The following is a 16440-nucleotide window of genomic DNA, read 5'->3' on the forward strand; positions in this document are numbered from 1 at the left end:
GGATGGCAGCACGGAAAAACTCGCGTTTGGTGGTGACCTTGGCGGCGGTTGCGCTGGTGGCGGGGGCGTTAAGCTATGCGTTCTGGCCGCGCCCGACATTGGTGGATATGGGCCGCGTGACCCAGGGCCCCATGCAGGTCACCATCGACGAAGAGGGGCGCACCCAGGTGCATGAACCCTATGTGGTTTCCACCCCCATCGCGGGGCGGATGATGCGGCTGACGATTGAACCGGGGGATCGCGTGGAACAGGGCGACGTGGTGGCGCGGATGCTGCCCACCTCGCCCTCGGCGCTGGATGCACGTTCACGCGAGCAGGCCCGCGCCAATGTCACCGCCGCCGAGGCCGCCCTGCGCGTGGCCGAAGCCGATCTGAATAAGGCCCGCGCGGACCGTGACCTGGCCGAGGCCAATCTGGAGCGCACCAAACGCCTGTTCGACAGCGGCATCGTCAGCCAGGCCGCGCTGGACAGCGATCAGCGCACCGCCCGCGCGGCCAATGCCGCACTGGATACCGCGCGCGCTGCGATCTCGATGCGGGTGGCCGAGCTGAACAACGCCCGCGCCGCGCTGATTTCCTTTGACGACACCGGGCTGGCCGAGGCCATCGAGGCCGAACAGGATGAGGTGCTGCCGCTCAAGGCCCCCGTCCCCGGCGCGGTTCTGCAAATCATGCAGCAGTCGGAAATCACCCTGGCTGCCGGCACGCCCATTCTGGAGATCGGGGACATCGAAACCGATCTGGAAGTCCTGGCCGAGCTTCTGTCCACCGATGCTGTCAAAATCCGCACGGGCGATCCGGTGGTGATCGACAATTGGGGCGGGCCCGTGCCCCTGAAGGGCGAGGTCTCTCGGATCGAGCCCTGGGGCTTTACCAAAGTCTCGGCTCTTGGGGTCGAAGAACAGCGGGTCAATGTCACCATCCGGTTTCTCAGCCCCTATGAGGACCGCCCCACCCTGGGCCATGGCTTCCGCGTGGAAACCCGGATTGTCACATGGTCGGCCAAGGATGCGCTGATCGTACCGGCGGGCGCGCTGTTCCGGGCGGGACCGGACCAATGGGCGCTGTTCGTGGTCGAAAACGGCGTGGCCGTGCAGCGCGCGGTTCAGCTGGCCGCGAATAACGGGCTGACGGCGGCCATCGCCACCGGGGTCAGCCCCGACGAGCAGATCGTTCTGTACCCGCCCTCGGGGTTGATGGACGGCCAAAGCGTTGCCGAACGCACCGCGTATCAGTGATCCGGGCGGCGCGGCGGCATTTTCCCGCTGATTTCTGCCCGCGCGCGCTGGATTGGGCGTGAACTTGGCGACGGATCGGCCTATTCTGTGCGTATATCCTTGACCGCCCTTTTGCCCCGCCCTTTTACCTGCCCAAACGCCGCCAACCCGCCCGAGACGCCCCCGTGACCAGATCGAAATCGCTCTTGCGAGCCCTGCCCGCGCTGGCTTTGTGCCTGACCACCTGCCTGGGGGGTCTGCCCGCCCCGGCGCTGGCCTTTGACGAGCTGACCTTTGACATCCCCACCGATCACGACGCGCTGCGCAAACGGCTGCGGCAGGCCTCGCTTTTGCAACTGGCCAAATCCGAAGGGGTCAGCGATCCGCAGGATGTGTTTTCCACCGCTCTGGCCGAATATCAGCGCCTGCTGGAGACGCTCTATGCCAACGGGTATTATTCGGGGGTGATCCGCATTCGTCTGGATGGGCAAGAGGCCGCAGCGATCCCGCCTTTGAACCCGCCCGCGCAGATTTCCAAAATCAATGTTCAGGTCACGCCCGGCCCGCGGTTCAGGTTCGGCACCGCCCGCGTCGCGCCTCTGCCCCAGGGGCTGCAATTGCCCGAAGAGTTCACCCCCGGCGCTCCGGCGCGCTCTACTGCCGTGATCAATGCGGTTGGGGCGGCCGTTGACGGCTGGCGCCTGGCTGGGCACGCCAAGGCCGAGCCCGTCTCTCAGTCTTTCAGCGCCAATCATGCTTCGGCGGTTCTGAACGCAGATGTTACGATCGCGCCGGGGCCGCTGGTACGGTTCGGCGCGCTGGTCGTGACCGGAGAGAATTCAGGAGAAAACCAAGCGAAAAGCAAGGTCCGCCCCACCCGTATCCGCCGCATCGCCGGTCTGCCCGAGGGGCAGGTTTTCTCACCTCTGGAGCTTGAAAAAGCCGCAACCCGCCTGCGCCGCACCGGCGCGTTTCGCGCTGTCACCCTGACCGAGGCCGACAGGCTGAACGCCGATGGCAGCATGGACATCGCGGCCTCGGTTACCGATGAAAAACCCCGCCGTTTCGGAGCCGGGGCCGAGCTGTCGAACTTCGAAGGGCTTATGCTGTCGGGATTCTGGATGCACCGCAATCTGCTGGGCGGGGCCGAACGGCTGCGCATTGGCGGCGAGGTGGCCGGGATCGGCGGCGACACGGGCGGGCTGGACTATAGCCTGGGCGCGCGGTTCGAGCGCCCCGCCGTGTTTGGCGCGGACACCAAGTTTTTCGCCCGGCTGGATCTGGAAAGCCTGGAAGAGACCGATTATCGCTCGGATAATGTCACCTTGGGGATCGGCGCGACGCGGATTTTCTCGGATCATCTGGAGGGCGACCTGGAGCTGGCGCTCAGCCATTTCGATACGCGCGATGCCTTTGGGGATCGGACGTTCACGCTGTTTTCAACGCCCTTCGCACTGCGCTGGGATCACCGCGATGACATTCTGAACCCGACCGGGGGGCACTATGTCAACGCGCGCGTTTCGCCCTTCGTGGGCCTGAGCGGCGAAGCCTCGGGCGCGCAGCTGCAACTGGACAGCCGGCTCTATCGTGCGCTGGACAAGGACGCGCGTTATGTGGCGGCGGCACGGTTCCAGATGGGCTCGGTCATGGGGCCAGGCCTGTCCGAAACCGCCCCCGATTTCCTGTTCTACTCGGGCGGAGGCGGCACTGTGCGCGGCCAGCCCTATCAGTCGCTGAACGTGGATCAGGGGGGCGGGGCGGCCTCGGGGGGGCGCAGTTTCCTGGGGTTGTCGGCCGAATTGCGCGCCAAGGTGACGGACAGTATCAGCCTGGTTGGCTTTGCCGATGCGGGCTATATCGGATCCGAAAGCGTGTATGACGGATCGGGCCGCTGGCACTCTGGCGCGGGGCTGGGCCTGCGCTATGACACCTCGGTAGGGCCGATCCGGCTGGACATTGCCGGGCCGCTGACCGGCAGCACCGGCGAAGGCGTACAGGTTTATATCGGGATTGGGCAGGCATTCTGATGCGCAGATGGTTTTTGATCGCGGCGCTGGCCGCCCCCCTGCCGGTTCTGGCCCAAGACATTCAGGCCCAGGAACGCGGCTTTTTCGAAGGGCTGATCGAGGATTCCCTATCGGGCGAGGGCCGGGTTGTGGATGTTCAGGGCTTCGAAGGCGCGCTAAGCTCAACCGCGACAATCCAGCAGCTGACCGTCGCGGATGCGGGCGGTATCTGGCTGACCTTGCAGGATGTGACACTGAACTGGAACCGCGCGGCGCTGCTGTCGGGGGCGCTGCAAGTCACCGAACTGTCGGCCAAACGGGTTCTGGTGCCGCGCGCGCCGCAAACGCAGGACGCCCTGCCCGATGCCGAGGCAACGCCGATCGCGCTGCCGGATCTGCCCGTGTCGATCGAGATTGCCAAACTGGCGATCGACCGCGCCGAGCTGGGCAAGGATCTGATCGGCCAAGAGGCCATCCTGTCCCTTGCCGGATCGGGCTCGCTAATCGAGGGCGCGGGGCAGGTTGATCTGTCCATCACCCGATTGGCGCCGCAATCGGGCAGCCTGACCCTGATCGCCTCTTACGGGGCACAAACGCAGGATCTGACGGTGGATTTGTCCCTGTCCGAGCCCCGGAACGGTCTGCTGGCCACCAGCCTGGGCCTGCCGGGGACGCCCTCGGTGGATTTGCAGCTGAAAGGCACGGGCAGCCTAAGCGATTTCGCCGGGGATCTGGCGCTGAGAACCGATGCGCAGCCGCGCCTGACCGGGCAGTTTACACTTGGCCAGCCGGCCGAGGACACGCAGTTCCGGGCGCAGATGCAGGGGGATGTCAGCCCCCTGTTCGCGCCCGAATATCGCGCGTTTTTCGGCCCGGATCTTCGGGTGCAGGCCTCTGGCGCGCGCACGGCAAACGGCCAGCTGCGGATCGAAGCCTTTCATATTCTGGCCCAATCGCTGACGGCGCGAGGCAGTCTGGGGGTGTCGGAAACGGGTCAGGTGACGCAGGCCAATCTGACCGCCCGGATCGTGCCCACGGATGGTACGCCGGTCGCTCTGCCTCTGCCCGGAGCCCGGACCACCCTGTCCGGCGCACAGCTGCATCTGCAATTCGACAGCGCCTCTGGCGACGGCTGGAGCCTGGACGGCCAGCTTGATCGCCTGCACCGCCCGGACCTAAGCATCGCCGCGGCCAGTCTGCTGGCGCGCGGCACGGCGCGGCCTGCGGCAATCGGCGGGCAAGTCGCCCTGACCGCACAAGGCGTGCTGCCGCAAGACGCCGATCTGGCCCGCGCTCTGGGGGATGCGCTCAGCGCCGATTTCCGATTTGACTGGGCGCCGGATCCGGGGCTGAAACTGCGCGATCTCTCGGTGTCGGGATCGCCTTTCGAGCTGTCCGGACAGGCCGACATTGCGCATCTGGACGGTGCCGCCGAATTGCGGATCGACACGCAGGCCGCGTTATCCGTGCCTGATCTGACGCATTTTGCGGGTCTGGCCGGGCAGCCTGTGTCGGGGCGTGCGGACATGCGGCTGAGCGGGGAAATTCTGCCGGTCAGTGGTGGTTTCAACCTGCATGTGCAGGGCAATACTCAGAATCTGAGCCTGGGACCGCGCGTTCTGGATGCCGCGCTGAACGGTCCGGGCACGCTGGAATTTACGGCAAAACGCGACAATGACGGCACGGTTCTGGAGGGTCTGAGCGCCCAGACAGCCGCCGCCCGGATCAGCGGCGCAGCGCAGATCAGCAGCACCACGGCGCAAGCCGTCCTGCGGGCCGAATCTGCGGATGTTTCCGCGCTTTGGCCCGCGCTTAGCGGCGCGGCGACGCTTGCGGCTCAGCTGGAGCGCAAAGACCGTGACTGGACCCTGACCGCCACGGCGCAGGCTCCGGGCGAGGCGACCGCCAAGCTTGAGGCCACAGCAACCGGCGCGCAATGGGATACGCTGGAGGCCCAAGCGGTTTTGCAGGCCGAGATCGCTGCGCTGTCTGCCTATGCGGACCTTTCCGGCCAGCCCATCGCGGGCCGGGCGCAGCTGTCGCTGCAAGGAACGGGAAAGCCGGCAGAGCAGTCCTTTGACGTGGATATGTCCCTGGACGCCAAGGGGCTGAAAACCGGGCTGGCGCAACTGGACAGCCTGTTGCGCGATCAGGCCACGGCACGGGTACAGATCGGACGGGACCGGCAGCGGCGCATCACGCTGCACGCCGCGGATTTCCAAAGCCCCGAACTGACCGCAAAAGCCGAAAGCGCGGCGGATCAGGCGCTGTCCATCACCGCGCGCCTACGTGATCTGGCCGTGCTGGAAAGCGCCCTGAGCGGCCCTGCCAGCCTGACCGGCACACTGCGGCAGATCAACGAAAACTGGGCGCTTCAGGCTACGGGCGCGGGGCCCGGAGGAACGCGGATGAACGCGTCGGGGCAGGTTGCGCGCGATGGCTCGGCTGTGGATCTGGCGCTGGATGGGGTGGCACCGCTGGCGCTGGCAAATGACATCCTGCGCCCGCGCAGCCTAAGCGGCCTTCTCCAGTATGATCTGAAGATAAGCGGCCCGCCCGAACTGGCCTCGGTCAGCGGGCAGATCAGCACTCAGGGCGCGCGCATGTCCCTTCCCAGCGCGGGCCTGGCACTCGAAGACATCGCGGCCAGCATACAGATGGGGGCCAATCAGGCGCAGCTGGCGCTCAGCGGCGGTGTCTCGACCGGGGGCAGGCTGCGCGTGACCGGCCCGGTTTCCCTGTCCCCCCCCTATGCCGCCGATCTGGAGGCCGAGCTGACATCCGTTCGGCTGACCGACCCGACCCTGTTTGAAACGGCCGTGGATGGGCGCGTCCGTCTCTCCGGGCCACTGACGGGCGGCGCGGACCTGTCCGGCCGGCTGGCGCTAAGCGACAGTGAATTGCGTATTCCGGCGAACTCGGGGGCCAGCCATGCCACCCTGCCCGGCCTGCAACATGTGAACGAGCCCGCCCCGGTCCGCAACACCCGGCAAAACGCGGGAATGCTGCAAAGCGCGGACGGCAATACGGCTGCGGGGCCGTCCTATGATCTGGATCTGCGCATCCTGGCGCCCGACCGGATTTTCGTACGCGGCCGCGGGCTGGACGCCGAACTGGGCGGGGTGTTGCAGCTTTCAGGGACAACGCAGAACGTGGTGCCGCAAGGGCGGTTCGATCTGATCCGCGGACGTCTGGATATTCTGGGCAAACGGCTGACTCTGGACGAAGGGCTGATCCAGTTGCAGGGCGCTTTTGATCCGTTCATTCGCTTTGTCGCCAGCACCGAAACCAGCGATGCCACGGCCAGTATCCAGATCCAGGGACAGGCCAGCGCGCCCGAGCTGAGCTTTGCCTCCAGCCCCGACCTGCCCCAGGACGAGGTTCTGGCGCTGATCCTGTTCGGCAAGGGAATCAGCAGCATTTCCGCGCTGCAAGCCGTGCGTCTGGCCGCCGCCGTGCGCACCCTGACAGGCGGCGGGACCGGGCTGGGGGGCAAGGTCCGCAAAGGCCTGGCGCTGGACGATCTGGACATCACAACTTCCGAGGAAGGCGCCACCGAGGCTCGGATCGGTAAGTACCTGGGAGAAAACATCTATTCCGAGGTCACCGCCGATTCCGAAGGCAATTCCCAGATCAATCTGAACCTGAACATCAACCGCTCGGTCACCGCGCGCGGACGCCTGTCTTCGGACGGGGAAACGGGTATCGGGATTTTCATCGAAAAAGACTACTGACCGCAGAGATTTACGCGCCGCAATCTTTTCTCAACTTTTTGCGCCAAGACTGATCGCAACACGACGGTCGGAACCGGCAACAGACTTGCCAGCCCGGAAAACGGGCTTACCCTTGGAATACGTCGCAGGCCCTATCGCCCGCGCGACGGTCTGTGATCGCGGCCACCGAACGGGAGGAAACGGATGTTCCGCAAACGAAATCTTGCGATGCCAGTAGCAGTCGCCGCCGCCATGGCGACAGGCATCCTCGCGCTTCTTGGGATCGCCTGGATGGTGCCCTTGTTCCTGATTTCCTGCGTGCTGATCGCCGTTGGAATTCACGATCTTTCGCAGAAAAATCATGCTGTTAATCGCAATTATCCGATTATCGGCCATCTCCGCTACTTCCTGGAATCCATCCGCCCTGAGATTCGCCAATACTTGCTGGAGGATGAGCGCGACGAGGTTCCATTTAGTCGCGAGGCGCGCAGCCTGGTCTATCAGCGCGCCAAGGGTGTCGAGGATAAAAAACCCTTTGGCACGCATGAACGTGTCTATGACGCGGGCTACAGTTGGCTGACCCATTCGATCCGCCCTCGCATCGTTGAAAATTGGGACTTTCGGGTCACAATCGGCGGGCCTCAGTGCACGCAGCCTTATGACGCGTCGCTCTATAACATCTCGGCCATGAGCTTCGGTTCGCTGTCGGCCAATGCGATTCTGGCGCTGAACAAAGGCGCCAAAGCCGGGCGTTTTGCCCATGACACGGGCGAAGGCGGGATCAGCAAGTATCATCGCCAAGGGGGCGGAGACCTGATTTTTCAGGTTGCCTCGGGCTATTTCGGCTGCCGCACACCGGATGGTGCCTTTGACCCGGAAAAATTCGCCGCCCGCGCCACCGATCCTCAGGTCAAAATGATCGAGATTAAGCTCAGCCAGGGCGCAAAGCCCGGTCACGGCGGGATGCTGCCGGCGGCCAAAATCACCGCAGAAATATCCGAGGCGCGCGGCATTCCGATGGGGGTGGATTGCGTCTCGCCCGCTGCGCACAGCGCTTTTGAAACGCCTCTTGGACTGATGGAATTCGTCGCCAAGCTGCGCGATCTGTCAGGGGGAAAGCCTGTCGGGTTCAAACTGTGTATCGGCCACCGGCGCGAATTCATGTGTATCGTCAAGGCCATGCTTCAATCCGGAATCACCCCGGATTTCATCACGGTGGATGGCAAAGAGGGCGGCACCGGCTCGGCCCCTCTGGAATTTGCCAATCGCGTGGGTATGCCGATGCTGGAGGGGCTGAATTTTGTCCACAACACGCTGCGCGGCGCTGGCTTGCGTGACCGGATTCGCATCGGTGCCGCGGGTAAAATCGTCAGTGCATATGATATCGCGCGGGCGCTGGCATTGGGGGCCGACTGGTGCAATTCAGCGCGGGGGTTCATGTTTGCGATTGGCTGCATTCAGGCGCAGGCCTGCCACACGAACAAATGCCCCGTCGGCCTGGCCACACAAGATCAGGCACGGCAAAAAGCGCTGGATCCGGTCTCCAAGGCTGAACGCGTTACCCGCTTGCACACCAACACGCTCAAGGCGCTGGCCGAGATCACTGGCGCCGCAGGGTTGGAGCATCCGGGCGCCTTCCTGCCCTATCACTTCATGTTCCGCACGAAGAACGCCGATTTTCTGGACGGGAACGAGGCATTTCCCGAACTGCCGCACGAATACCTGCTGCATCCGGCGGATTATCCCGAATTCGATGCTTTACATGACAAGTGGCATCGCGCCTCATCCGAGACATTCTCGGCCGCGCAGGTACTGCGCGGACCATCACGGCTTAGCGCGGCGCAATAGGCAGACGCCCGCCCCGCGGGGCGCGCATCCAGCCCGTTTTCATCCGAGGCTATTTGACCTGGAAAGACCAGAACAGCGTCTCGCCCGAATGGTCATCGACACCGTCATTGTCGGTTGACACCCAGGCGGTGCCGTCCTCCATGATGGCCAGGCCTTCGACCTTATCCAGCACGTATCCGCCCGTCGCGGTCAGGTCCGGCAGCAGATCACGCACCAGCTCTTTGGACACGACCGGCAGTTCCTCGCCCAGCGGGGCGGGCACCATTTCGGCAACCGGGATACGATAGATTTTCTTGGTCACGGCACGATGGTCATGCTGATTATCGCGCTCGATCACATAGACATGATCGCCATGCGCGACGATTTCCGACAGACCCACCCAGCCGGTTTCGGGCTGCGCTTTTTCATACAGGACCGCGCCCCATTCCTTGGTCTTCAGATTATAGGCCACCAGTTTGACGTGGTTCCTGGGGTCGTCCCTCCATTCGCGTTGAACGGCCATCCACAGAATGTCGCCAATCTTGGTTATCCCCTCGAAACCAAAGCGTGTTTCGACTGCCATAAGCTCGGGCGGCAGACCGATCTCACCCTTCTTGGCCTTGATCGACCCGTCGGCTTTCACATGATAAATCGCATGAGGAACAACCCGGTCCGTGCGCCCTTCCGAGGCGACATAGAACCCGCCATGACCGTCCAGCGTGATGCCCTCCATGTCCAGTTTCTGGGCCGGGCGCCCCTCGCGGTGAACGCGGATGACGTCAACGATGCGGGGCGGGCTCATCTTGGTGTCGATTTTGAAGATCGAGGGCTGGAAGCTGTAAAAACTGTCATTCACGGCCCAGACAATCCCGTCCTGATCGGCAACCATACCGGAAATCGCGCCCCACCCGGTCAGCTGATCCATACCGGCCGAGGTCAGATGCGGGTAAACCGCCGGTGCATCCTGCATTTCGAACAGCATCACATGGGCGCGGGCGCCGCCGTCCTCGATCAGGTCTTTTTCATTGGCAGAGATCAGCAGATTCCGACCCGGAATGACCGCATAGCCTTCGGGGCCCACGCCCGAGGGCAGAAACTGTTTCAGCACCGGCGCGGCAGGGTCGGTGACGTCATAAACCCCAACAACCGAGGCGCGCTCGGCCCCCACAAACACATAGGGCGTACCGCCGAAAACACCGAAAGTTACGCTCTCGGGCTCGACGCCTTTGCTGTCCGAGCGCTTGTCCGGATAATGGCCGATCTGGATGATCGCTCGTTCAAAATCGGTGCCATTTTCATAGACAACGGTGCCGTCCTTGTGGAAAATCGTCCACCCGCGCGCACCGCCATTGTAATCGCCTTCGTTCGCGGTGGCGAACATGTCGTCGCTGATCCAGGTCACGGCGTCAGGTTCGCGCAGGCGGCCCTTTTGGCTTTCGGTGAAAATCAGCGCGCCGCGTTCGTCGGTGGCGTCGATGCCCTCCAGATCCACGCTGCCGGCCGAGAAGTGATTCACCACCTGCCCGTCCTTCGACACAATCGCCAAGTGGTTGTTTTCCTGCAAGGTCACCACGATCTCTCCCAGCCCGTTGATCGAGACATATTCGGGCTCGGGGTCTGCGCCCGCAATCTCGGCCAGGCCGGTCAGATCGGCAAAGCGCAGCGAGCCACAATCCAGCGCACCGTCCTTCAGATCCACCAGCGCCAAAGTGCCCGCCGGAAATTGCGGAATAAGGCCACCGTTCAGGTCTTCGTCGCGCTCGTTTTCGATGGCAACGGCGATGAAAGACCCATCGGGCGCCTTAGCCACGCTGTCCGGCTGGCCGCCCAGATCGCAAGCGCCGGTTTGCACCCGGCTGGCCACATCGACCGAGATCAGCTTACCCGACGGGGCGACATAGCTTTCCGAGGTATTCACGCCCACAAAGGCCGTGCCGCCCAGAACCGTCACCGAGGTCGGCTCTCCGCCAACGTCCATATTGCCCAGCGGTTTGGGGTCATGCGCGTCGGTGATGTCAACGAACCCAATCACCTTCAACGGGCTGTCGGTATAGACCAGCGTCAGGCCATCGGCGGTGGCGTCAATGATCTCGGGGCTGGTTTCGCGCTCGGTATCCGCGCCTGCGGCCATGTTCGACACAACGGGAAAAGACGCAATACGGTTAAAATTCTGCTCTGCCAACGCCGGAGCCGCCACCAATGCGGTAGTCAGCAACAGGCTCAGGCCAAATTGAGTGGATGCCATTGGATACCCTCCTGAGGTCTTCGCAATCTCATTGGCTTCTGAAATTGGTCGGAAACAGGCGTGTTTCGGTTTGATGACATTTAGATGACGCCCATGAATGAGCGGCCCCGCCAATGCAGTCCGGCGTGAACACGGTGAATTTTCAGGCAGACCGTTCAAACCAGAACAGCCTTGACAGTTTTTGCCCGCTCACATTGAGCATGTGTGACACGATCTCAAACCGCGCCGCGAGTTTGAGGTTTTCGCATTTGCACAGTAAGAGCGCTCCACACCTCCCTTCTACACACCAAAGAAGGGCCCCGCCGGAGGCCGATGAGAGCTTTCCCTGGGAACAGGGGCGTTGCCATTTAGGCGGCAACATCCCTGTCGTCTTTGATGGCCAGCTAAAGCCCATACAGATCGTCGGCCGCCGCTGGGCATGTCCCCTGCTCGATGCGGTCATAAACGCTCCAACGGTTGGCGCACAGGAAAACCCCTGAGCACAAGTGATTGTAAAATTTGTGCTTTTCCTCGGATAGGTTCCTGTTGAAAGAGAGCGCACGGTTTTATTATTGATCTGATAAGGGCATAATCCACCGTCTTCGCAGAGCTATGAAAGGTGCTTTTCACTGAAAAACGCATCTGCTACACACCCCATGTGGATACGGCCCCGTAGCTCAACTGGATAGAGCAGCTGACTTCTAATCAGCAGGTTGAGGATTCGAGTTCTTCCGGGGTCGCCACGCCACCTCCTGCTCGCTTACATGCAATGCGGACAAGCTGGAGCGCTCCAGTCATTCCATGATTTAGTCGCTGAAGTTCCAGACAGAGAATTCATCGAAACGCGTTGTAGCGTCAGAGCTTGCGTAGCTCCCGCCCCGAACGACGGGATCGGGGGGGCAAAACAGGCTCCGGATGTGTGGGCTGCGGGCGCAGTCCCCCCTAGGTGGAATAGCCTCTACCCACTATTCCAAAAGGTTAAAATGTGCTAAAATCCCTTTGAGCAGACGTAAAAAGTACAAAAAGGCAGAGAAATGCCGAATTTGAACCCCTCCGAGGTTCGGGTCATGTTTGGCCTGAAACCTGATTGGTGGCCCGCAATCGAGGGCTATCTGACCGACAGCCGCTTCAGGCCGGACATGCAGGATTTATCGCTGATCGACCCGTCCGAATGGGATTTGATCGTCCCGCTGACGATTGAGGACCAGGATTTGCTGGACGAGTTGCACCTGACGAATGCCCAGCCGGTTACCCCTTATGTCCCCCATGCTCTAAGCACGCTATGCGACGATAAGTTCTCGCTAAATCAACGCCTTATTGCCCTTGGCTTTGCTGCTCTCGTGCCGGCGGTCTATTGTTTCGCGCCAGCCGATCCTGACCGTTATCCGTTGATCAGGAAACCCCGGCGCTGGTCCTGGGGCTATGGGTGCAGCTATGTGAATTCACCACAAGAGGCCCAGCCATGCGATCCGCAGACCGAATTTTTGCAGGCGGTTGTCTCACCTGGGGATGAATGGGCCGCGCATCTGAGTTTTCACAACGGAGAGCTGATCTTTGCCCATGCGGTGCACCATCATCTGGCTCAAAGCGGGCTGATCCTGGGAAATCTGCACAGCCCGGTCAGGTCTCAGCATGTGGCAGAGGTGCCCTTTCTGGATCAATGGCTGAATGCGACACGTGCCTTGGGCATTCAGGACGGCACGATCTGCATTGATTTCGCGATTATGGATGGGCACCCTTATCTGTACGAGATCAACCCGCGGATCGGAGGCTCTTTGCTGCCGCAACTGCCGCGCTATCTGGAAAGCCAGCTGTCCACGCGCAACTATCTGACGAATATGACCTCGGTCGCCTGAAACACGCCGACACCAGAGGCGCATAAAAAAGGCGACCGGATCGGCCGCCTTATCTGGTTCGGATCACGCGCGCCTTAGTGCGTCCAGGGGCCACGGCGGTTGGTGGCAAAATTCTCGCCATAGCCGCCGGCACGAATGTTGGGCTTACGTTTGTTCGGCTCGGCGACGGTGGCCTCGATGCCATGTTCCTTGGCATAATCCAGCGCGGCCTCTTTGCTGGAGAACTTCATCTTCACCTGCGACTGGGTGTCCGAACTAGAGGTCCAGCCCATCAGCGGATCCACTTCACGCGCCGAGGCAGGGGCGAATTCCAGAACCCAGGACTTGGTTTTCGCGGTCCCCGAGGACATCGCGGTTTTTGCAGGTTGGTAGATACGCGCACGCATGTCAGCACTCCTCTTTGCCGCGAGTTTATCAGCTAAAATGGGGAAGACGGCAAGAGCAGACCGCCCCTTTCCCGTGCGATTTCGCCCGGAAATCGGCGATGGCCGTCATTTAGCCCGCAGGGAGCGAGGGGTGGGTGAACGCGGACCTCATGACGACCAGGCCTGCTGCTTGCTGAGAACAATGATACGTAGGATTTGCATCAAATCACAAGAGGATCGATTCCAGAAATTTCAAAATTGACGCGTATTTTTTGCATTAATTTCAAATTGGTCCGATGAAGTTACCAATTCAGGTGCAAACGCAGCATTTCCGCAGGGCGAACGGAAACCGGGCTTTTGTTCCGCACAGGCGCGGCGCTGACAAAGAGGGGTTGAAGAAGAACAAAAACAGATCAAATCTGGGGTATCTGCCCGGAGATTCTCATGCCTTACGCCCATAACGATCAGACACAGCCGATTCTGCACGCTCCTGCCCCGGATGTGAAATCGCGCCCCAAGCTGGAGGGCGGCAAGAGATTCGTCATGCACTCGGAATTTGAACCGGCCGGCGACCAGCCCACCGCGATCGCCGAAATCTCTGCCGCCGTTCTGAACGGTGAGCACGATCAGGTGCTGCTGGGCGCGACGGGCACCGGGAAAACCTTCACCATGGCCAAGGTGATCGAGCAAACGCAGCGCCCCGCCATCATTCTGGCCCCCAACAAGACGCTGGCCGCGCAGCTATACGGTGAATTCAAGGGCTTCTTTCCCGACAATGCCGTCGAATATTTCGTCAGCTATTACGACTACTACCAGCCCGAGGCCTATGTCGCCCGGTCCGACACCTATATCGAGAAGGAATCGCAGATTAACGAGCAGATCGACCGGATGCGCCACTCGGCCACGCGGGCGCTGCTGGAACGGGACGACGTGATCATCGTGGCCTCGGTCAGCTGTATTTACGGCATCGGCTCGGTCGAAACTTACGGGGCGATGACGCAGGATCTGAAGGCGGGCGAGGAATACGACCAGCGCGCCGTCATCGCAGATCTGGTGGCCCAACAATACCGCCGCAACGATCAGGGGTTCCAACGCGGCAGCTTCCGCGTGCGCGGCGACGTGTTGGAAATCTGGCCCGCCCACCTGGAAGACCGCGCCTGGCGCCTGTCCTTTTTCGGCGAGGAACTGGAGGCAATCACGGAATTCGACCCTCTGACCGGGCAGAAAACCGATGATTTCGAACAGATCCGCGTCTATGCGAACTCGCATTACGTGACGCCGAAACCGACGATGCAGCAGGCCATCCAGGGCATCAAGAAAGAACTGCGCCAACGGCTGGATCATCTGGTCGGCGACGGCAAACTGCTGGAGGCGCAGCGGCTGGAACAGCGCTGTAACTTCGATCTGGAGATGCTGGAGGCCACCGGCGTGTGCAACGGGATCGAGAACTATTCTCGCTATCTGACGGGGCGCGGACCAGGCGAGCCGCCCCCCACGCTGTTCGAATTCATCCCCGACCATGCCATTGTTTTTGCAGATGAATCCCACGTCAGCGTCCCTCAGATCGGGGCGATGTACAAGGGGGACTATCGGCGCAAGCTGACCCTGGCCGAGCACGGGTTCCGCCTGCCCTCGTGCATGGATAACCGCCCCCTGAAGTTCGAGGAATGGGACGCGATGCGCCCGCAGTCCGTGTTCGTCAGCGCCACCCCCGCCGCGTGGGAATTGGAACAAACCGGCGGCGTTTTCACCGAACAGGTGATCCGCCCCACCGGCCTGCTGGACCCCGAGGTGGAAATCCGCCCCGTGGACACGCAGGTGGATGATCTGCTGGACGAAATTCGCCGCGTCACCGCCGATGGCTACCGCGTTCTGGTGACCACCCTGACCAAACGCATGGCCGAAGACCTGACCGAGTATTTACACGAGCAGGGCATCAAGGTGCGCTATATGCACAGCGACATCGACACGATAGAACGCATTGAAATCCTTAGGGATTTGCGGCTTGGGGCCTTTGATGTTCTGATCGGCATCAACCTGCTGCGCGAAGGTCTGGACATTCCCGAATGCGGGCTGGTGGCCATTCTGGACGCGGATAAAGAGGGGTTCCTGCGCTCGGAAACCTCGCTGATCCAGACCATCGGCCGCGCCGCCCGAAACGCCGAGGGCCGCGTGATCATGTATGCCGACCGGGTGACTGGCTCGATGGAGCGCGCGCTGGCCGAAACCAACCGCCGCCGCGCCAAGCAGATCGCCTATAATCAGGAACACGGCATCACGCCCGAAACCGTGAAAAAGAACGTCGAGGACATTCTGGCCGGTCTTTATCAGGGCGACACCGATCAGGCGCGCGTCACCGCCAAGATCGACAAGCCCATGCACGGCGCCAATCTGGAGGCGCATCTGGACGGGCTGCGCGGCGAGATGCGCAAAGCCGCCGAGAACCTGGAATTCGAAGAGGCCGCCCGCCTGCGCGATGAAATCAAACGGCTGGAGGCCGTGGACCTGGCCATCGCCGACGATCCTCTGGCCCGCCAATCGGCTGTCGAAGCCGCCAGCGAGGCCGCCACCGGACGTTCAACCGCCGGACGCCCTGGCCAACGTGGCGGAGTGAAACGCAAAAAGAAACGCTGATCAATGCGGCGGCAATTCCGCCTTTTGCACATCGGCCTGCATCGACTTTTTCATATTGTCGATGTTCGCATCAATGTACTCCATGCCGCCACTGACAACAGAGCGCCCCATCCACACAAAAATGGGCGGCAGCAATCCCAATGCGATATGAACCCAATACCACCAATGGATAAGCTCGCTCGTGAAATAGGCCACAGTCCCGTCCAGGTAATTGATCTCATGCGCGACGCCCAATACGATCAGCGCCCCCATGAACAGGCAGGCCACAATCGAGAACATGATGTCGAATTTCCGCTCGAATATGACTTTGTAGGCGATGCCCCACAGTTCGTTCGGGACTTTGCCGTCATGCAGAACCGTCTTATCGCCCGGCACCAATGCCAACCGCTGAAGCGTCAGATACCAGCCCGTCCGGCATAAACCGCCATTGACCTGCCCCAATCCGCTCAAGGCTTCGTTGGCATATTTGGAAATTCTCTCGCGATAGCGAAAGCGCGGCAGCCCCAGATACGCCAGATTCAACGCAAAGGCCACGCTTAGAGTAGACTGCAAATGGGGCAGTTCGGAAAACACAGGATACTCGATGACGGCCTCGGAT

At 61.7% G+C, this 16440-nt stretch carries 9 protein-coding genes and 1 tRNA gene; 7 read left to right on the top strand and 3 right to left on the bottom strand.

Going from position 1 to position 16440, the window contains the following annotated elements:
- Nucleotides 1-2 precede the first annotated feature (2 nt).
- From ACP15O_RS04590 to ACP15O_RS04605, 4 genes are all read left to right on the top strand, one after another.
- Nucleotides 3-1238, top strand: coding sequence for an efflux RND transporter periplasmic adaptor subunit (locus tag ACP15O_RS04590; protein WP_425094865.1), 1236 nt, complete (start codon nucleotides 3-5; stop codon nucleotides 1236-1238).
- A gap of 164 nt (nucleotides 1239-1402) precedes the next feature.
- Nucleotides 1403-3244 carry an autotransporter assembly complex protein TamA gene (locus tag ACP15O_RS04595; RefSeq protein ID WP_425094866.1) on the top strand — a complete coding sequence of 614 codons (1842 nt, stop codon included), beginning with the start codon at nucleotides 1403-1405 and terminating at the stop codon, nucleotides 3242-3244.
- On the top strand, nucleotides 3244-6957 hold the full coding sequence (locus tag ACP15O_RS04600) for a translocation/assembly module TamB domain-containing protein (RefSeq protein WP_425094867.1): 3714 nt from the start codon (nucleotides 3244-3246) through the stop codon (nucleotides 6955-6957). Before ACP15O_RS04595 ends, ACP15O_RS04600 begins: the two co-directional genes overlap by 1 nt.
- A 183-nt stretch (nucleotides 6958-7140) precedes the next feature.
- Nucleotides 7141-8784: an FMN-binding glutamate synthase family protein gene (locus ACP15O_RS04605; protein WP_425094868.1), complete on the top strand. Its 1644-nt coding sequence runs from the start codon at nucleotides 7141-7143 to the stop codon at nucleotides 8782-8784.
- 49 nt (nucleotides 8785-8833) lie between these two features.
- Here the strand turns inward: ACP15O_RS04605 and ACP15O_RS04610 are convergent, their stop codons facing one another.
- The gene (locus ACP15O_RS04610; RefSeq protein WP_425094869.1) at nucleotides 8834-11008 is read right to left on the bottom strand and encodes an esterase-like activity of phytase family protein; all 2175 of its coding nucleotides are present in this window, start codon (nucleotides 11006-11008) and stop codon (nucleotides 8834-8836) included.
- 645 nt (nucleotides 11009-11653) lie between these two features.
- On the opposite strand from ACP15O_RS04610, the gene ACP15O_RS04615 reads away from it, so the two are divergent.
- Nucleotides 11654-11730 (top strand) — tRNA-Arg (locus ACP15O_RS04615).
- 291 nt (nucleotides 11731-12021) lie between these two features.
- Nucleotides 12022-12843, top strand: coding sequence for an ATP-grasp domain-containing protein (locus ACP15O_RS04620; RefSeq protein WP_425094870.1), 822 nt, complete (start codon nucleotides 12022-12024; stop codon nucleotides 12841-12843).
- A gap of 74 nt (nucleotides 12844-12917) precedes the next feature.
- On the opposite strand, the gene ACP15O_RS04625 is transcribed toward ACP15O_RS04620, so the two are convergent.
- A complete protein-coding gene (locus ACP15O_RS04625) occupies nucleotides 12918-13229 on the bottom strand; it encodes an ETC complex I subunit (protein ID WP_425094871.1) in 312 nt (103 codons plus the stop codon).
- Nucleotides 13230-13652: 423 nt separating this feature from the next.
- Between ACP15O_RS04625 and uvrB the strand changes: the two genes are divergently transcribed.
- Nucleotides 13653-15842 (top strand): excinuclease ABC subunit UvrB, encoded by a 2190-nt coding sequence (gene uvrB / locus ACP15O_RS04630; RefSeq protein WP_425094872.1) that lies wholly within the window; start codon nucleotides 13653-13655, stop codon nucleotides 15840-15842.
- On the opposite strand, the gene ACP15O_RS04635 is transcribed toward uvrB, so the two are convergent.
- Complete coding sequence (locus ACP15O_RS04635; protein ID WP_425094873.1) at nucleotides 15843-16415, bottom strand: hypothetical protein; 573 nt, start codon at nucleotides 16413-16415, stop codon at nucleotides 15843-15845.
- Nucleotides 16416-16440: the final 25 nt, after the last annotated feature.

The organism is Youngimonas ophiurae (nom. illeg.), from assembly GCF_049803795.1.
Lineage (GTDB): Bacteria > Pseudomonadota > Alphaproteobacteria > Rhodobacterales > Rhodobacteraceae > Thalassobius.